We start from the raw sequence: 18,317 nt of genomic DNA, 5'->3' as shown, positions 1-18,317 counted from the left end.
GCAAAGGTTTCCCTGGTGTCGGGGGTCAAGATGATGATACGCGGCCTAACTCTTGATCGAAACGCTGCCAGCTTTCTGTTAAATCGATGACTGAACGTTTTTTTCGCGCTTCGTCGATTTTTATTGCCGTTAACCCGGCCTCAAGTGCATCCACCACAGAGACATTAAGCGGGCTGCCGGTCTTAAGATGTTTCACTACATGTTCGGCCATCAGTGCATCCGCACCGTAATGACCGTCATAGGCATTACCTTCGTATTCGGTAGAAATTACTTTATCCCCCGAACGTGCATCATGAACCCGGAAGAAATTACGTACAAAGTCCCCCTCTGCCATGCCCTGTGAGCCAATCACGCAGAAACGGCGGAATTCATCAGGAACGTTCAGATTGGCGTGAAACGCCAGCGTTGCACCGCCGCTATATTCAATCAACGCAGTCTGGTAATCGATAATGTCGGCATCGCTGGTAAATACCGCATCGGTACCTGACCAGCCGCTGGGTTTACTATGGTAAAGCCCGGCACTGGCGTTAAAATCACCCCGGGGTTCCTGATCTGGTGTGAACGACTTTCGCCCGCCAAAACTCGCCACTCTCACCGGTCTTTCCCCCATCAGGCCCTGATAGAGATCGATATCGTGGCAGCATTTTTCCAGAATGTACGGGCCGGCATATTTCTCATAGCGACGCCAGTCCCGTTGGAAAAAAGCGCCATGGAACGGGCGGATGTGCTCGGTGGCCTCAATCGAAGCAATCTCCCCCAACAACCCTTGCTGCCTGGCGTGCATCAAATCAATAAACAACGGCGAATAGCGCAGCACCAGACCCACAATAATATTGTCTGAGCCGTATTGCCTGATCAGCGCGGCCATCGCCAGGGTTTGCTCTTCGTTAATCACCACCGGCTTTTCAGTAAACACTCGCTTACCCGCCTCAAGGCCAGCCCTGACATGCTCCAGATGCAGATAATTTGGTGAGCCCACCATTAACAGGTCGAAATCGGCATTTTTAAGCAGATCATCGAGCGACGAATACGCATCTCCCGGCTTGATACCAAAGGTATGAAGATTAGGCAGACCGGCAGGCGCGGGGTCAACGTACCCGGCGATACTAAATTCCGGGTCTACCTTATGAAACTCATTAACCACATTGGACATGCGAAAACCGAGACCGACAATGCCTACTTTCATGTTTTATCCCCTGGCTGCCTTAATAAGGTGAGCTCAATGCTAAGGTCTGCGCCGGAGGAAGGTCGCCCGGCATACAATTGTATAATGATTAAACACCAACTTATTACGGTGATAAAAGTAATGTCAACAAACCTGACAGCGCATAAAGAGCATTATTTATTTATATCATTGAATGTATTGATATTAATTTTATAATTATTTTCGATGTTTTTTACTGTTGCGATTTATGTTTTTTTACCCTATCTTTTGGCTCATCACAGGTCATCCGTTTCAATAGCTTATAAGGCTTGTGCTGCGGCGTCAGGCAGGAGGGGAATTTTGCAACCAGAATACTTCGTTGGAATTGATGCCGGTGGAACACAATGTCGGGCACGACTTACCGACCATCAGGGCAATGTGTTGGCACATAGCAGCACAGGCTCAGCCAACATATTCAGCGACTTTAAGGGCGCAATCGACGCCGCGCTGGCCGCCGTTGAAAACTGCTTCAGTATTGCTGAACTCCCCGCAGGTTCGCATCAAAAAACCGCTGCCGCCTTTGGTTTTGCCGGTGCAAATGTTACCCGCATTCGTCAGCAGGCGCTGGACTGGCCGATGCCCTTTCTGCAACGGGACATCGCCTCCGATGTGGAGATTGCCTGCCTCGGCGCACACGCGGGCCAGCCAGGCGCGGTGCTGATTGTCGGCACCGGAAGTCAGGGAACAGCCTACGACGGTCAGCATTTTCATTCCGTCGGTGGATGGGGATTTGCCCTTTCCGATGGCGGCTCCGGCGCGCAGCTGGGCCGCAGCGCACTTCGGCTCGCCCTGCGTTGCCACGAGGGTCTTTCCGCGCCCTCGCCGCTCACAGATATCGTCATGGCGTATTTCGACAACAGCCCTGAAAATATGCTCCAGTGGACGCTTACGGCAACGCCCGCGCAATGGGGGACATTTGCACCGTGGGTTTTCGAACATGCCGCGCGTCAGGACAGCAACGCTCTGTCGCTGGTTCATCGCCTTGCCGCAGATATCGGGCAACATCTTTCCTTTCTGGTGAACACCAGTCAGGCTAAAGTTTGCCTGATGGGCGGCATTGCACAACCTGTGACTCCCTATCTTTCACCCAAATTACAGCAACAACTGGTTGCACCGCAGGGTGATGCCCTGCAGGGCGCGTTGTTGTTGGCAGCACATCATCAAACGCTTGTGCTAAATTCAACGCAACGCCCCCCTTACACAAAAGATGACCGCCTAAAATTATGACCGCTGCTAACAAAATTGCTCCTAACGTTTCGGCCCGCCTCCTGCGTCTGATTGTCGAAAACGCCCCCATCAGCCAGTCTGATTTGAAAGTCCGCAGCGGATTAAGTATGTCGACGGTTTCTCAGGCCACTAACCGGCTGCTGGCAAAAGGCATCATCCACGAACTTGGTCTGCGCCGGGAATCGATGGGACGTCCCAAAATTTTACTGGGTCTTGATCCGGATCAGGCAGCCGTAGTGGGTATTCAGCTTAACGCTGAACGCAATCTGATTGTGATGACCGATCTTAACGGCAGGCTGATTGGCGAACAGCAAATTCCGAGCGGTGCCATGACACCTAAGCAGCTCAGCGATGCGCTGGCGAAATTCCTTAAAAGTGTAGATGCCAACAAAGTCGGAGCAATCGGGCTGGCGTTATCGGGTATTGTCGACCCTGACAGCGGCTCGTGCGTTCGCTCCAAAGTCCTGGACTGGACAAATGTGCCCATTGCCAACATTCTGGCCGAGCGCTTCAACATACCGGTTTATATCGAAAACGATGCCAACGCCATGGCACTGGCCACGCTGGTGTTCGGTCAGTTGGGCAATGCGCAGTCGGCGATTATTGCCACCTACGGCAAGGGGATTGGCGCGGGGATCATTATCGAACGCCAGCTCTATCGCGGCAGGCACGGGACGGCGGGAGAAATTGGAAACGGCCTGATTGGTGACGGGACATCAGCCAATCTGGAGGAAGTGGCATCTTCAGGCGCTATTCTCAAGGCGCTGGCGGCACAAACTAATACCCCTGAAATGACCAATCTGCTTGAAATTGATCAACATCCCTCTCCCGCCGCACTTGAAATTTTGGCCAGTGCCGGGCAGTACATCGGCATCTCACTTGCCAACCTCTCGATAGCACTCGATCCGGATGTTGTTTATCTGGCGATGGAACCTTCTATGGCCTCGCGGATCTTGCTGGAAAACATCACCATGAATTTTCAGGCAAACCGCCTGAAACTCACGCCGCAACTGACGCCGCTGATGTTTCTCACTGATTCAAACAGGATGTGGGCGCTGGGCGCAGCGGGCTTTGCGGTGAATAAACTGATTGATATTTTAGCGGCATCGGCAGACGAAGAGTAACTGAGCGGAGCCTCCTCCCGTCGGGAGGAGGCAACCGACGGGAAAAACTTAGCGAATTCTCTCACCGCTTTGCGCAAACAGCAGGCACTCTTTTGCATTGATGCCAAACCTGACGGTGTCGCCGTTGGCACACAACTCCAGCTGACGTTGTTCAACAACCAACGTTTTCTCGTCCTCATAATCCAGATAAAGGTAGTTAGTGTGGCCCAGCCGTTCAGCAAAGGTTAATGTGGCGCTGAACTGGCAATCCGCGCTGTCCGGAGAAACGAAATGTTCAGGACGGATCCCCAGCCAGACCTTTCCGCCCTCACCCGGTGGATGCAGGAGCGGTACAATCAGGCTTTCTACACCCAGCGCCGCAATACGTAGTTGAACGTGCCCCCCGGTGGCCACCACCACCTCAGCCGCCATAAAGTTAATCCGCGGAGAACCGATAAAACCGGCGACAAACATGTTGTCAGGATCATGGTAAAGCCCGAGCGGTGAACCCACCTGTTCAATCACGCCCTGTCGCAGCACAACAATGCGGTCCGCCAGCGTCATCGCTTCAAGCTGATCGTGAGTCACATAAATCATGGTGTTGCCCAGGGATTCATGGAGTTTGGCAATTTCAATGCGCATTTGCAGACGCAATTCGGCGTCCAGGTTCGACAGCGGCTCATCAAAAAGGAAAATTCGTGGCTCGCGGATAATCGCCCGCCCGATGGCGACACGCTGGCGCTGACCACCGGAGAGCGCGCGCGGCATGCGGTCAAGCAGTTCGTTTAAATGCAACTTCTGTGCTGTCAACCCGACCAGCCGTTTGATCTCCGCTTTCGGGCGTTTCGCCACTTCCAGCGGATAGCTTAGATTACCGCGCACGGTCATATTGGGGTACAGAGCGTAAGACTGAAACACCATGGCAATCCCGCGTTCGGTTGCGGGTTGCTGAGTCATATCTGCGCCGTCTACCCAGAGGCTTCCCTGTGTAATCTCTTCCAGTCCGGCAATCATGCGCAGCAGCGTTGACTTGCCGCAGCCCGACGGGCCGACAAACACCACAAATTCACCGTCGTTAATCTCCAGATCGATGCCGTGGATCACATTGACGTTTTCATAGGACTTCTTGATCGCCTTGAGCTGTAGGTTAGCCATAAGTCCTCTTTTATAAGATTAAGCCCATATAAATGGCATTGCTGCGCATCAAAAATTTGAATCCCAGCCTGGAATAGAACCCGCAAACTTGCTCATTTTGCAGGCTGACACCAAGATGTACGCCGCTGACGCCCGCTGCACGTAATGCATTGAGTTCAGTTTCAATCATCATCCGGCCATGTCCGCCCTTCTGTGCGGCGGGCAAGATATTAATATGCAGATGTGCGGGATAAGTGCCGGTCAGTTCATCGGAAGCAGGAGAAGGTTGGCGAATGGCATCCAGCACTTTGTCATCAAGCGGCGCGACAGGCTGACGACCGGCAAACTTTTCACGCAGGGCTGGCCACCACTGCGTTTCGAGACGCCGGTTAAACGCCACCGTATCCCGGGTGCCGACCACATAGCCAACAACCTGATCGTTCTGACACAGCACAAAGGCTAAATCAGGTTCTAATACGGCATAGGGTACAGAGAAGCGCAGCCCAGGATAGGTGGCATCGCTGTACAGCGCCGTGCCATCCTGGCCGGCGTCGGACGTTTTCAAACAAATTGCGGACAGGACGTCGAGGTCACCGGTTGTGGCCTGGCGAATAATAACAGACGGCGTTGGCATAAAAAGTCCCCAGGGTTGTATAAAACCTGTCTTTAAACTAAAGAATGCCTACTTAGTTTGCAATATATAATAATTGCCATTCCGGGCAATCAGTCAACCTATGACGACGATCACAGGTTCACCCAAAAGAAAAACTGATTACCGGCTCATTCCCCGTTAACATCCTATCCTTTATTACCCGGCTAACGCGCTGTAAATATTACGCAACTCCGTGCACATAATCATAAATTTATCCTATGACTGACAATAAGTTAGCCGGAAAATCACTGTTCAGTATATTCATATGAATTTCTCGCTGACATTTAAAATAATTGCGCTGCAGTGAGCATATTGTACAGTGTTTAACCGCATGATTTAGCCCTAACAGTAGTGATTAATCTGGTTTTAAATCGGTCACAAGTCATACTAAAAGCTGTTTGACTTTATTTTATGATTAAAGTAAGTATTGATAGTCGGGTGAATTTTGAGTCAAAACATCATGCAAAGTGCCGGATGTGCCTTTGCCGCCAAAGAAAGGGATGCCTGTTTGTGTTGGATTGAGAGGAACGCACCACCATGTCTAAAGCCTTGCATGCACCACATCTTCATCACACCGTCGGCAATCGTGCGCCACGCGCCCTGCTTTCACTGCTGGCTCTCTCCCTCGGACTGAGTATCCTGCCGGCACAGGCCGGGACAATCGCTGCCTGGGATATCTATAACTACCCTTCGCAAACTGAGGTCATTGATCAGGCCATCAAAGATTTCGAGGCCCAGAATCCGGGTGAGAAAATCACCCGCAGTGTTCACTCCTTTGACGACACGCGCATTCCGCTGAAGCTGGCGCTTTCCTCCGGCGAAGGCCCGCAGGTGGCACAGGTTAACCAGGGCGGCGGTGACATGGGGGCTCTGGTCAAAGAGAAGTTGCTTTTTCCCATGGACGCCTACGCCAAGCAGTACGGCTGGGAAACGCGTTTTCCGAGTTCGATCCTCAAACGCAACCGTTGGTCTGATACACAAGACTTTGGCAGCGGTCATCTTTATGGCGTAGCCAGCCTCGGCGAAATGGTGGGTTTGTACTACAACAAAGCCGTGCTGGATAAAGCCGGAATACCGGTACCTAAAACTATGCCGGAGTTTGAAGCCGCGCTGGCCAGGTTAAAACAACAAGGCACCGTGCCCATCATGCTGGGTCTGCTCGATGGTTCTGTGGGTGCGCAATTGCTTTCAACCCTCTGGGAAGAGCAAATTGAAAGCAGCGATCGCAAAACGCTGGACGATCTGATTTATGACGTGGGAGGTTCGTTTAAAGACAGCAGGCTGGTAAAAGCCGCTCAAATCATGAAGGACTGGAATGCCCAAGGCTATTTCTTCCCGGGTTATCAGGGGATGGGTCGCGATGATGCCGCTTCACTGTTTCAGAATGGCCAGGCCGCCTTTTTCATCAGTGGCACCTGGTACATGGGGCAGTTTAAACCGAATAAAGACATTCATTTCTCGGCAATGCCTGCCGTGCCAGGCGTAAAAGCACCGCTGATGGTGGGCGGAACTGATTTACCGTTCTCTATTACAGTCACCGCCAAAACCAAAGCGCAGCAGGACACTGCGGCGAAATACATTAATTACATTGTTTCTGACAAGGTTGCCGAAGCCTGGCTTAAAGCCGGTTTCCTGCCCGCCTCGGCAGATAAAAATGCCAAACTTCCCGCTGACAATCCGCTGCTGGCCGACGTGTACCAAGTCTGGACTACCGTCAATGCTAATGACGGACTGGGCCATTATGTCGACTGGGCAACGCCGACCATGGGTGACGTATTGAATGCCAACGTGCAACAACTGCTGGCCGGACGCATAACACCTCAGCAATTGACTGAAAAGCTTGACGAAAATTACCAGCAATACCTTAAAACCCTAAAGCATTAAGGCGAAAAGACAGCCCAAAATGTGACAACAGGCTAACGGGCCTGTTGTCACCTCTGTAAAGCAGAAGGTCATGATGAGGGTAACCATGAGGCATATCCATGCTCAATAAATCAATGCTGCAAAATATGCTTTTTGTTTTGCCGTCGCTGCTGATCTACGGCGTATTTCTGCTGGCACCGCTGCTGTTTTCAATCTGGGCGAGTTTTACTGCCTGGGATGGAACCTCGTGGCCTGTATTCATCGGCATACAGAATTTTGTTCGTATGTTTTCCGATGCAACATTCTGGACTTCCATTGCTAACAACGCCCTGCTGCTGCTGTTTTATACGCTTTGCCCGATAGTCATTGGCCTCGCGCTGTGCAGTTTCCTTAACGATACCCGTCACCACGTTGAGCGCAGCATGCTGCGTATTCTGTTTTTCCTGCCCTATATCATGCCAATGGCGGTGCTGGGTGTGGTGTGGCGCTGGCTGTACAACCCGGCATTTGGCCCGATCGATCAATTGCTGCGCGCCGTCGGACAGCCACAACTCGCCGTAGCCTGGCTGGGCGATTTTAACTGGGCGCTGCCTGCGGTGGGCTTCGTCGCAACCTGGTATTTTTTTGGCTTCTGCCTGGTGCTGTTCATGGCTGGTTTGCAACGCATGGATCCCTCACTGCTTGAGGCGGCGGAACTTGACGGATCAAGCCGCCGGCAGAAATTCATGCGCATTACGCTGCCGGCCCTAAAACCGGAAATCCGCGTCGCGCTGCTGTTGACAGTGATCGCGGGCATCAAATCCTTCGACCTGGTTTACGTCATGACCCATGGCGGGCCTGGTACTTCGACTCTGGTCACTAATATTTATATGTATCAACAAGGTTTTGACTTACGCCATTTTGGCTATGCCTCCGCTGTGGCGATTATCGGTATGGTGATGGTGTTTATTCTAAATGGATTCATCCATCTGGCACTCAGGGAGCGTCGTTAATGCGTAGCACTTCTCTTTTCTCGCGCAGTGTGATTTGGCTGATAGCAATAATGACTATTCTGCCCTTTTTGCTGGCCCTGATGACCTCTTTCAAGACCCAGGCAGAACTGTTTCAGGGAGCCTTCACCCTGCCGGGCAGCCTGCAACTCGGCAACTATCTTTCCGCCTGGCGGGAAGGTCATTTTAATGTTTACTTTCTGAATTCAGTGATTGTGGTCATTCCGGTGATCGTCATCAGCATTTTTGCCGGGATTTTGTCGGGATTTGGTTTTGCTTTTTTGCGCCTGCCGGGGAAAAAATTCCTGGCATTTTTGCTGGGGCTGGGCATGGTCTTACCTTCGGAAGCTTTTATTATTCCGCTTTATCATGAGTTGCACTGGATGGGCATGACAAACACTTATCTGGCGCTGATTATTCCGCAGGTTGCGCTTTCGATCCCCTTCAGCACGCTAATGGTCGCCACTGCGTTCCAGCAGGTGCCGAAAGAGCTGGTCGAAGCGGCTGTGATGGACGGTTCGAGCCGCAGCAAGATTTTGTGGGGGATATTGGTACCGGCTATCTGGCCAACGCTGTCAACGCTGTCGCTGTTACTGTTTATCTGGACCTGGAACGAGTTTCTGATCCCGCTGATCCTGGTCAATAAAGATGAACTGCGCACTTTGCCGATCGGCATGATGTTTTTCCAGAATAAAAACACCTTAAATATTCCGGAACTGATGGCCGGTGCCATGATTGCTATTCTGCCCATCGTGGCGGTATTTCTGGCATTTCAGCGCAAATTTATCAGCGGCGTGACGGAAGGTGCCGTCAAATAGAGCCAATATCTTCCCGCTGCCTTAAAAAATTCATCCTTAAAGGCGCTCATCTGCGCCTTTTTTCAGTCACCCCCTTTCGCTAGCAGGGCACTCACTCAGGCTTAAGCTTAATCAGCATATCCTGCGCGAATTGCTGTTTCAGTTCCTGCTTGCTTTTCGTAACGATCTGCCCGTCCGTGCCAATGCTCATATGCTGGGCATCAACATTGTGACGCGACTGGTACAGCATTACGGCCTGCAGGCTGTGTTCTTTCTGTTGCGGTGTCAGTGCGACACCATCGGGCCATTTCCCGAGTTCGACAGCCAGAGCGAGGCGTGCATAAATTTCCGGCGTCATCACATCAATAAGTTGATTAATTTCCATCTGGGCACCTCGTTTTCGTGCGCGATTATTCATACGGTTTGAATAATAGCTGAATCGATTTTGTCGGTTAGATTACATCACCATTTTCATACGCATTAACCGGCGGTTTTATCGCCGCTTTTGCCATCAGTGAAGCTCATTGAAGCAGAGTTTATGCAGTAACGCTCACCCGTCGGCTTCGGGCCATCCGGGAAAACATGTCCCAAATGGGCCCCGCAGCAGGTGCAGCGGATTTCAATACGCGCCATATTATGCGAATTATCAGTGAGATAATTTATCGCATCCGGGTGAACGGGTTGATAAAAACTTGGCCAGCCACATCCGGAATCGTATTTGGTATCAGAGTAGAACAAGGCTGAGTCACAGACCACGCAATGATAAATCCCTTCGCGGCGGTTGTGCAGCAGCTTGCCGGTGAACGGGGGTTCAGTGCCGCGTTTCTGTGTGACATAACGTTGTATTTCAGTGAGTTGTTCGAGTGTACAGGAGGATTTAGTTTCTATGCCCATAGTTTTCGTTCTCTGACGAATATAAAAATCAACGTAAATAACAGTTTATAATAACAAAAAATTAACAACGAGTCTGTCTGTTTTGTCCTAAACTGTATGGCATCAGCGTTAGCCAGCTTACAACTTGTGATGGCGATCACACTCTTGTTCATCCGGCTCTTTATATTCTGTTTTTCGCCCCCATGTGGTTGTGAGCCGATTAAAAAACCGGAACGTGCAATAAGCGAGCAGCAGTAGGTCGTCGCTTTGACTTACAGCAATAATTGACACGATTCCGCTTGACGCTCAGCAAGGTTTTTGTAATTTTACAACCAACCTTTTATTCACTAAAAAAATAGCTGGTGGAATATATGACTATCAAAGTAGGTATCAACGGTTTTGGCCGTATCGGTCGCATTGTTTTCCGTGCTGCTCAAGAACGTTCTGACATCGAGATCGTAGCAATCAACGATCTGTTAGACGCGGACTACATGGCATACATGCTGAAGTACGACTCAACTCATGGTCGTTTCAACGGTACTGTTGAAGTTAAAGACGGTCACCTGGTTGTTAATGGCAAAACCATCCGTGTTACCGCTGAGCGTGATCCAGCTAACCTGAAATGGAACGAAGTTAACGTTGACGTTGTAGCTGAAGCGACAGGTTTGTTCCTGGATGATGCAACTGCGCGTAAACACATCACTGCGGGCGCTAAGAAAGTTGTTCTGACTGGTCCTTCTAAAGACAACACGCCAATGTTCGTTATGGGTGTTAACCATAAAGAATACGCAGGTCAGGAAATTGTTTCTAACGCATCTTGCACCACTAACTGCCTGGCACCACTGGCTAAAGTTATCAACGACAACTTCGGTATCGTTGAAGCGCTGATGACCACCGTGCATGCAACTACCGCAACACAGAAAACTGTCGATGGCCCGTCTCACAAAGACTGGCGCGGCGGCCGCGGCGCATCCCAGAACATCATCCCTTCTTCTACCGGTGCAGCTAAAGCTGTAGGTAAAGTAATCCCGGCTCTGAACGGTAAACTGACAGGTATGGCGTTCCGCGTTCCTACTCCTAACGTTTCTGTTGTTGACCTGACTGCACGTCTGGAAAAACCAGCTTCTTACAAAGAAATCTGCGCAGTAATCAAAGCAGCTTCTGAAGCAGGCGATCTGAAAGGCGTTCTGGGTTACACCGAAGACGACGTAGTATCTACCGACTTCAACGGCGAAAAACTGACTTCCGTATTCGATGCGAAAGCAGGTATCGCGCTGAACGACAACTTTGTGAAACTGGTTTCCTGGTACGATAACGAAACTGGCTACTCAAACAAAGTATTGGATCTGATCGCTCACGTTTCCAAATAATTGGTAATGTGGATGAACTGATTGAAGGGCGACGCAAGTCGCCCTTTTGCTTTCTGTCGGATGCACTTTTTTATCAGCACATGAGTGCGATCAAACAGACAGGTTTGGTTCATGTGTAGTCTTGGTTCAAAATCGTAATTGTTTAACCCTGACAGGACTTTAGATAATGACAGAACAACTCTTTTCTCTTCCGGTCGTAAATCAGATCTCTACCTCCGTCAGCCAGCGTCTTATCGACGAACTGCCGGTGCTCGTGGTTACCCATCCTAAAGTACGTGCTGCGATTGCCCTGCAAGGCGCGCATCTGCTGTCATGGCAGCCTGAAGGCGAAGCACCTGTACTGTGGATGAGCAGCGCCAGTGCGTTCAAAGAAGGCGTCGCGATTCGTGGCGGTATTCCCATTTGCTGGCCGTGGTTTGGTCCGGCAGGCAAACCTTCCCACGGTTTCGCGCGTAACGTGGCATGGGAACTGACTGATCATCAGGAAACTGCTGAAGGTGTAGTACTGACTTTAACGCTGAAAAGCTCCCCTGAAACGCTGGAGTTGTGGCCGCATGAGTTCACGCTGACCGCACGCTTCACACTCGGCTCAACCTGCCATATCGAGCTGGAATCTACCGGTGATTTCGAAGCCAACAGCGCCCTGCACACTTATTTCAACATTGGTGATATCGCCGGTGTCAGCATCAAAGGTCTGGGCAACAGCTTTATCGATAAAGTCGATGGCGCAAAAGCCAAGCAGGAAGAAGGTGACCTGACCTTCACGGGCCAGACTGACCGCATCTATACCCAGCCACAAGCCACCAGCGAAATCGTTGATCCGGTTCTGAAACGTACGCTGGTTGTTGCGCATGAAAATAATGCTGATGTAGTGGCCTGGAACCCGGGTTCAGCACTCTCGGTGAGCATGGCTGATATGCCGGATGATGGGTATAAAACCATGGTGTGTGTGGAAACAGCGCAGGTTTCCCAGACACATAAATCAACACATGCTGCCCCGGCGCGTCTGGCGGTGACCTTCTCAATCCGGAAATAACCGGTTTGTGGGGGTAATCAAGACGAAAAAGGGGCAATTTTGCCCCTTTTTGTCGTCAGAGGATTGATATGAAGGGCTGATGTCAGACCATGTCCAGCGGCGTTTTATGATCCGGCGCCGGAAATGCTGTGTCAATTCGTGCTATTTCCTCTTCCGTCAGGCTAAGCGTCAACGCCGCCGCATTCTCTTTCACGTGCTGGGGTTGTACCGCTTTAGGAATGGCGATGACATTACCCGTGCGTATTACCCAGGCCAGTGCAATCTGTGCACCGCTGACACCCCGTGTTTGGGCGATTTCCTGGATCACCGGTGCCGTCAGCACCTCGTGACGTAACTTTCCTGCCTGTGCCAGCGGGCAATAGGCCATCACAGGAACACTGTGCTCCTCACACCATGGCAGCAGGTCAAACTCAATGCCACGGGCCGCCGCGTGATACAGCACCTGATTGGTCATACATTCATTGCCACCGGGGATTTTCCACAACGCCTGCATATCGTCAGTGTCCAGATTAGAGACACCCCAGCGGCGAATTTTGCCCGATTGCTGCAATGTTTCCATCGCCGCGACAGTGTCATGTAGCGGAATCGAACCACGCCAGTGCAACAGATACAGATCCAGACAATCGGTTTTTAATCGCTTCAGACTCTGCTCACAGGCGGCAATCGCTTTCGCACCACCTGCATGGTGCGGATAGACTTTTGACACCAGAAACACATCATCGCGACGACCGGCGATGGCTTCACCTACCACCCTCTCCGCGCCGCCATCGGCGTACATTTCTGCGGTATCGATCAGCGTCATACCGCTATCCAACCCTTGCTGTAAGGCTTTCACTTCGGCACGGAGGTCGCTGTTCCGTTCCCCCATATACCAGGTACCTTGTCCGATTGCGGGTATTGTCGTGCCATCAGGCAACTGCACGGTTTTCGCTTTCATCTGTTTCCTCCGGTTGGGTCATGGGTGAAAAGCCCGTTGAACCATAAATGTGCAAATGGGGCGAATCGCCCCATTACTGTGCACATCACTCACCAGAACAGTGCATCAGATCAGAAGGTGTAAGTCACTCCCGTCCACAGTACGCCTGTCCATTCTTTTTCAATGATCGGGCTGTCAGTCACTTCACTGGACAGGCGCAGGTAGCGGCCGGTCACGAATCCTTGCCAGTCAGGCGTGAAGTTGTATTTAGCGGAAACTTCGACGTACGGGCTAAAGCTGTCGCCCGGGGAATAGCTTTCGAAGCCACTACGACGAGATTCGTCTTTGGTGACGCCATAATAATACTCATTGAGATTCGAGCTGAACCAGGTCACGCCAAAGCCCGGCACCACAGCCCAGTTAGCCCCTTTAATCGCATACAGATAACCCAGATCAGCGGTCATGCCGTTGCTGGTGTCAAGCGTATCGGCATTAAAGCTGGCGCGGACAGTCCCCCACTCAGCGTTATGCGAATAAGCCAGACCAGCCATCAGTGTTGAGTGACGTTTATCAAGTCGCTTCATGCGCTTATCATCGCTGTCACTTGGGTCGAAGCTTAATGGAAAGTAGCTGCCGGTGATGCTGAGTTTGTTGACGTCATCATTCCACAAGTAATAACCCGCCATCAGGGTGTGGAAGTAGAAGTCATCATTGTCGTAGTTGATGATCGGCACCGGGTAAACATGATCGTTATTCCCACGATACGGATCAGGGGCAACTAACGCTGAAGCACCCAGCTGCCAGGTCCCTGCAACGGCAACATGACTGCAAAGCACTGCCGCGCCGGCGAGTGACAGTGTTTTAAGATTAATCATTTTCATTGTCTTAATTCCATTAAGTAAAAAATCATCGCTAGTTTAAATGAACCGTAAACGTCGCGCTTAGCAATTTTCGGCCTATAAAAAGACATCTCCGGAAAAACCGTGGCGATCGCACAATTTAACTGCAAAATATGAAATAAAAATGACTAAAGAAACAACTTCCGCTCTGCAGAGCACGTCCTGTAAGGCTTTTCAGAGCATTCCTGATAACTGAGTCATTGATATGACTTAAAAAACGCCTAAACCATAGAGGAAATTTTCTTAATGCCAAACTACGCTTATAAATAGATGAAAGACTTAGCCTGAACGGTTGCCCGTCCCACCGGGTCTGACAGTGACACATCATCAAGACTGTCAGCTTTGAAGGGTTCTGCAAGTTGGCATAAGGGTTGCTGTAATCAGGTGGGAGATCTTTCTTCCGGGGGCGCTGAAAAAGCTCTCATTAACCTGTGCGTTACCCGAATATTTGGAATTACAGCACGTTGGTGGTTCCAGAGACGAAGGGTAAAATAACGAAGGACGGGCATCGTATGAACATATTTGACCACTATCGCCAGCGCTATGAGGCTGCCAAGGACGAAGAGTTCACACTGCAGGAATTTCTTACCATTGCACGGCAAGATCGCAGTGCTTATGTCAATGCGGCGGAACGTCTGTTGATGGCAATCGGTGAACCAGTGATGGTAGATACCGCGCTTGAACCACGCCTGTCGCGTTTATTCTCGAACCGTGTTGTTGCACGTTACCCTGCATTTGAAGAATTTTACGGCATGGAAGAGGCTATTGAACAGATTGTCTCCTACCTGAAACATGCCGCGCAGGGTCTGGAAGAAAAGAAACAAATCCTTTATTTACTGGGCCCGGTGGGTGGTGGTAAATCGTCACTGGCCGAACGGCTGAAATCCCTGATGCAACGCGTCCCGATTTACGTGCTGAGCGCCAACGGCGAACGCAGCCCGGTAAACGATCACCCGCTGTGCCTGTTTAACCCGCAGGAAGATGCGCATATTCTCGAAAAAGAATACAACATTCCGCCGCGCTATCTCGGCACGATCATGTCGCCATGGGCGGCAAAACGTCTGCATGAATTCGGGGGCGACATCACGAAGTTTAAAGTCGTGAAAGTCTGGCCGTCGATTCTCGAACAAATCGCCATCGCTAAAACGGAACCGGGCGATGAAAACAACCAGGACATTTCCGCGCTGGTCGGGAAAGTGGATATCCGTAAACTGGAAAACCACGCGCAAAACGATCCGGATGCTTACGGTTATTCCGGTGCATTATGCCGCGCAAACCAGGGTTTAATGGAATTCGTCGAAATGTTTAAGGCACCGATTAAAGTGCTGCATCCGTTACTGACGGCGACTCAGGAAGGTAACTATAACGGTACGGAGGGGATCTCCGCCCTGCCGTTCAATGGCATTATTCTGGCGCACTCCAACGAATCTGAATGGGTGACGTTCCGTAACAACAAGAATAATGAAGCGTTCCTTGACCGTGTATACATCGTCAAAGTGCCATACTGCCTGCGTGTGTCTGAAGAGATGAAAATCTACGATAAACTGCTCAGCAACAGTGAGCTCTCGCATGCCCCTTGCGCACCGGGAACCCTGGAAACGCTCGCGCGCTTTTCGATTCTCTCGCGTCTGAAAACACCAGAAAACTCCAGCAGCTATTCCAAAATGCGGGTGTATGACGGTGAAAGCCTGAAAGATACCGATCCGAAAGCCAAGTCCTATCAGGAATACCGCGATTATGCGGGCGTGGACGAAGGCATGAACGGGCTGTCGACACGTTTTGCATTTAAAATTCTCTCCCGTGTTTTCAACTTTGACCATGCCGAAGTGGCCGCCAACCCGGTTCATCTGTTCTACGTGCTGGAACAGCAAATCGAGCGTGAACAGTTCCCGCAGGATATCGCCGAGAAATATCTGGAGCACCTGAAAGGTTATCTGATCCCAAAATACGCTGAGTTTATCGGCAAAGAGATCCAGACCGCTTATCTTGAGTCCTACTCAGAATACGGACAAAACATTTTCGACCGTTATGTCACGTACGCTGACTTCTGGATCCAGGATCAGGAATACCGCGATCCGGATACCGGACAACTTTTCGATCGTGAATCGCTGAATGCCGAGCTGGAGAAAATTGAAAAACCGGCCGGGATCAGTAATCCAAAAGATTTCCGTAACGAAATCGTCAACTTCGTGCTGCGTGCCCGCGCTAATAACAGCGGCCGCAATCCAAACTGGACCAGTTACGAAAAACTGCGCACGGTGATTGAGAAAAAAATGTTCTCAAATACCGAGGAATTACTGCCAGTTATCTCGTTTAACGCCAAGACGTCGACTGATGAACAGAAAAAACATGATGATTTTGTCGACAGAATGATGGAGAAAGGATACACACGTAAACAGGTCCGCCTGCTGTGTGAATGGTACCTGCGCGTGAGAAAATCCTCATAACAGAAGATCGTTGGCAACGTCGTTTGGGGGAAATATGACGTATTTTATTGACCGCCGGCTGAATGGCAAAAATAAAAGCGCGGTGAACCGCCAGCGCTTTTTGCGCCGCTATAAGTCGCAAATCAAACAGTCGATTGCCGAGGCCATCAACAAGCGTTCGGTCACCGACGTGGATAGTGGGGAGTCGGTTTCGATCCCCAATTCCGATATCAACGAGCCCATGTTTCATCAGGGCCGCGGTGGCTTGCGCCACCGTGTTCACCCAGGCAATGACCACTTTGTACAGAATGACCGCATCGAACGACCGCAGGGGGGCGGCGGCGGCGGCAGTGGTCAGGGCGAAGCCAGTCAGGACGGTGAAGGCGAAGATGAGTTTTCATTCCAGATTTCAAAGGACGAATACCTCGATCTGCTGTTTGAAGATCTGGCGCTGCCAAACCTGAGAAAAAACCAGCACAAGCAGCTGAATGAATTCAAAACCCACCGCTCCGGTTACACGTCTAATGGCGTGCCGGCCAATATCAGTGTGGTACGTTCTTTGCAAAACTCGCTGGCACGCCGTACGGCGATGACCGCGGGTAAAAAACGGGAGCTGCGTCAACTGGAATCGACGCTGACCGAGGTCGAGCACAGCGAACCGGCACAGTTACTGGAAGAAGAACGGTTGCGCAAAGAGATTGCTGAGCTGCGGGCAAAAATCGCCAAAACGCCGTTTATCGATACCTTTGATTTACGTTACCGTAACTACGAACGTCGCCCCGAGCCTTCCAGCCAGGCGGTGATGTTCTGTCTGATGGATGTCTCCGGTTCGATGGATCAGGCAACCAAGGATATGGCCAAACGTTTCTATATCCTGCTTTATCTGTTCCTGAGCCGGACGTACAAAAACGTCGATGTGGTCTATATCCGTCACCATACACAAGCTAAAGAAGTGGATGAACAGGAGTTCTTCTACTCGCAGGAGACCGGCGGCACCATTGTGTCGAGTGCCCTGAAACTGATGGATGAAGTCATTCAGGAACGCTACGACCCGGCGCAGTGGAATATTTATGCCGCGCAGGCCTCCGATGGCGATAACTGGGCTGACGACTCCCCGCTCTGTCACCAGCTTCTGGCACAGAAGATCCTGCCGATGGTGCGTTATTACAGCTATATCGAAATCACCCGCCGCGCCCACCAGACGCTGTGGCGTGAATACGAAGTGCTACAGGAGAAATTCGATAATTTCGCTATGCAGCATATCCGCGAGCAGGAAGATATTTATCCGGTATTCAGGGAGCTGTTTCATAAACAAGTTCAAGAACGCTGATGTTTAGCCTTTAAAACAGCTGGTTAAGTGGCATTATCCAGCTGTTTTTCCTCTTCCCAAGCGCCTTTCCCTTTTCAATGAGAGCAGATATTTACCCTTCATTCTGGGGAAGCGCTCCTCTCTGCAAAATCTTTTCTTACGATTGCCTATGAGGCCATGACGTGTATGAATGAAAATATTACGTCCTTGTAAGCACATTCTGCTGCTAACTAGGTGCATCATATAACGGATCTTTAACGCCATTACCAGCCCACTGCGCTTCACTCGCCAGAGACTTATTTAGATTCAGGCACTCATCGCCCCCAGACTGCGCAATATCTTGAACAACTCCAGCAGTTTCTTAGCACCAACTGAATTTTAAATATTTATAGCTAACAATTCCCGATTGTCTTGATATGCGGGGCGCTTACAGATCGTCTTTGCCCGCCAGTAAGTCACCTACAGATGCTTTTACAGGCTGAAAAATAAAACTGAGCTTTTGCGAAGCCTTTGACACGG

16 protein-coding genes are annotated in these 18,317 nt (G+C 50.7%); 9 read left to right on the top strand and 7 right to left on the bottom strand.

Features of this window, described 5'->3' with window-relative positions:
* Positions 1–25 precede the first annotated feature (25 nt).
* Complete coding sequence (locus ETV65_RS00970) at positions 26–1,186, bottom strand: Gfo/Idh/MocA family oxidoreductase (protein ID WP_129951144.1); 1,161 nt, start codon at positions 1,184–1,186, stop codon at positions 26–28.
* A 318-nt stretch (positions 1,187–1,504) separates the two neighbouring features.
* Here ETV65_RS00970 and ETV65_RS00965 point away from each other — a divergent pair, with 318 nt between their 5' ends.
* Both ETV65_RS00965 and ETV65_RS00960 read left to right on the top strand, forming a co-directional pair.
* Positions 1,505–2,431 (top strand): BadF/BadG/BcrA/BcrD ATPase family protein, encoded by a 927-nt coding sequence (locus ETV65_RS00965; RefSeq protein ID WP_129951143.1) that lies wholly within the window; start codon positions 1,505–1,507, stop codon positions 2,429–2,431.
* Positions 2,428–3,555, top strand: a complete 1,128-nt coding sequence (locus ETV65_RS00960) for an ROK family transcriptional regulator (RefSeq protein ID WP_129951142.1) — start codon at positions 2,428–2,430, stop codon at positions 3,553–3,555. The genes ETV65_RS00965 and ETV65_RS00960 overlap by 4 nt, the downstream gene beginning before the upstream one ends.
* A gap of 48 nt (positions 3,556–3,603) precedes the next feature.
* Here ETV65_RS00960 and ugpC read toward each other — a convergent pair whose 3' ends face one another.
* The gene (gene ugpC / locus ETV65_RS00955; protein WP_129951141.1) at positions 3,604–4,689 is read right to left on the bottom strand and encodes a sn-glycerol-3-phosphate ABC transporter ATP-binding protein UgpC; all 1,086 of its coding nucleotides are present in this window, start codon (positions 4,687–4,689) and stop codon (positions 3,604–3,606) included.
* Positions 4,690–4,699: 10 nt separating this feature from the next.
* Positions 4,700–5,302 carry a GNAT family N-acetyltransferase gene (locus ETV65_RS00950; protein ID WP_129951140.1) on the bottom strand — a complete coding sequence of 201 codons (603 nt, stop codon included), beginning with the start codon at positions 5,300–5,302 and terminating at the stop codon, positions 4,700–4,702.
* A 555-nt stretch (positions 5,303–5,857) separates the two neighbouring features.
* Between ETV65_RS00950 and ETV65_RS00945 the strand changes: the two genes are divergently transcribed.
* From ETV65_RS00945 to ETV65_RS00935, 3 genes are all read left to right on the top strand, one after another.
* The gene (locus ETV65_RS00945) at positions 5,858–7,204 is read left to right on the top strand and encodes an extracellular solute-binding protein (RefSeq protein ID WP_129951139.1); all 1,347 of its coding nucleotides are present in this window, start codon (positions 5,858–5,860) and stop codon (positions 7,202–7,204) included.
* 98 nt (positions 7,205–7,302) lie between these two features.
* Entirely contained in the window at positions 7,303–8,175 is an 873-nt protein-coding gene (locus ETV65_RS00940) for a sugar ABC transporter permease (protein ID WP_129951138.1), read from the top strand.
* Entirely contained in the window at positions 8,175–8,990 is an 816-nt protein-coding gene (locus tag ETV65_RS00935; protein WP_129951137.1) for a carbohydrate ABC transporter permease, read from the top strand. Before ETV65_RS00940 ends, ETV65_RS00935 begins: the two co-directional genes overlap by 1 nt.
* 91 nt (positions 8,991–9,081) lie before the next feature.
* On the opposite strand, the gene ETV65_RS00930 is transcribed toward ETV65_RS00935, so the two are convergent.
* Positions 9,082–9,354 (bottom strand): DUF1315 family protein, encoded by a 273-nt coding sequence (locus ETV65_RS00930; RefSeq protein WP_129951136.1) that lies wholly within the window; start codon positions 9,352–9,354, stop codon positions 9,082–9,084.
* Between the two features lie 95 nt (positions 9,355–9,449).
* On the bottom strand, positions 9,450–9,863 hold the full coding sequence (gene msrB, locus ETV65_RS00925; RefSeq protein WP_129951135.1) for a peptide-methionine (R)-S-oxide reductase MsrB: 414 nt from the start codon (positions 9,861–9,863) through the stop codon (positions 9,450–9,452).
* A gap of 350 nt (positions 9,864–10,213) precedes the next feature.
* Here msrB and gapA point away from each other — a divergent pair, with 350 nt between their 5' ends.
* The gene (gene gapA / locus ETV65_RS00920; protein WP_013575362.1) at positions 10,214–11,212 is read left to right on the top strand and encodes a glyceraldehyde-3-phosphate dehydrogenase; all 999 of its coding nucleotides are present in this window, start codon (positions 10,214–10,216) and stop codon (positions 11,210–11,212) included.
* Between the two features lie 166 nt (positions 11,213–11,378).
* A complete protein-coding gene (locus ETV65_RS00915) occupies positions 11,379–12,248 on the top strand; it encodes a D-hexose-6-phosphate mutarotase (RefSeq protein WP_129951134.1) in 870 nt (289 codons plus the stop codon).
* A gap of 82 nt (positions 12,249–12,330) precedes the next feature.
* On the opposite strand, the gene ETV65_RS00910 is transcribed toward ETV65_RS00915, so the two are convergent.
* Together ETV65_RS00910 and ETV65_RS00905 are read right to left on the bottom strand one after the other, a co-directional pair.
* Positions 12,331–13,185 (bottom strand): aldo/keto reductase, encoded by an 855-nt coding sequence (locus ETV65_RS00910; RefSeq protein ID WP_129951133.1) that lies wholly within the window; start codon positions 13,183–13,185, stop codon positions 12,331–12,333.
* A 110-nt stretch (positions 13,186–13,295) separates the two neighbouring features.
* Positions 13,296–14,045, bottom strand: a complete 750-nt coding sequence (locus tag ETV65_RS00905; RefSeq protein WP_129951132.1) for a MipA/OmpV family protein — start codon at positions 14,043–14,045, stop codon at positions 13,296–13,298.
* 530 nt (positions 14,046–14,575) lie between these two features.
* On the opposite strand from ETV65_RS00905, the gene yeaG reads away from it, so the two are divergent.
* Complete coding sequence (gene yeaG / locus ETV65_RS00900) at positions 14,576–16,510, top strand: protein kinase YeaG (protein WP_129951131.1); 1,935 nt, start codon at positions 14,576–14,578, stop codon at positions 16,508–16,510.
* Between the two features lie 34 nt (positions 16,511–16,544).
* Positions 16,545–17,819, top strand: a complete 1,275-nt coding sequence (locus ETV65_RS00895) for a YeaH/YhbH family protein (RefSeq protein WP_129951130.1) — start codon at positions 16,545–16,547, stop codon at positions 17,817–17,819.
* Positions 17,820–18,317: the final 498 nt, after the last annotated feature.

Source organism: Rahnella sp. RFA10(1/100), assembly GCF_004195115.1.
Classification (GTDB): Bacteria; Pseudomonadota; Gammaproteobacteria; order Enterobacterales; family Enterobacteriaceae; genus Rahnella; species Rahnella perminowiae.
Note: the sequence above shows the minus strand (reverse complement) of the source record. Positions and strands in the feature narration are given on the sequence as shown.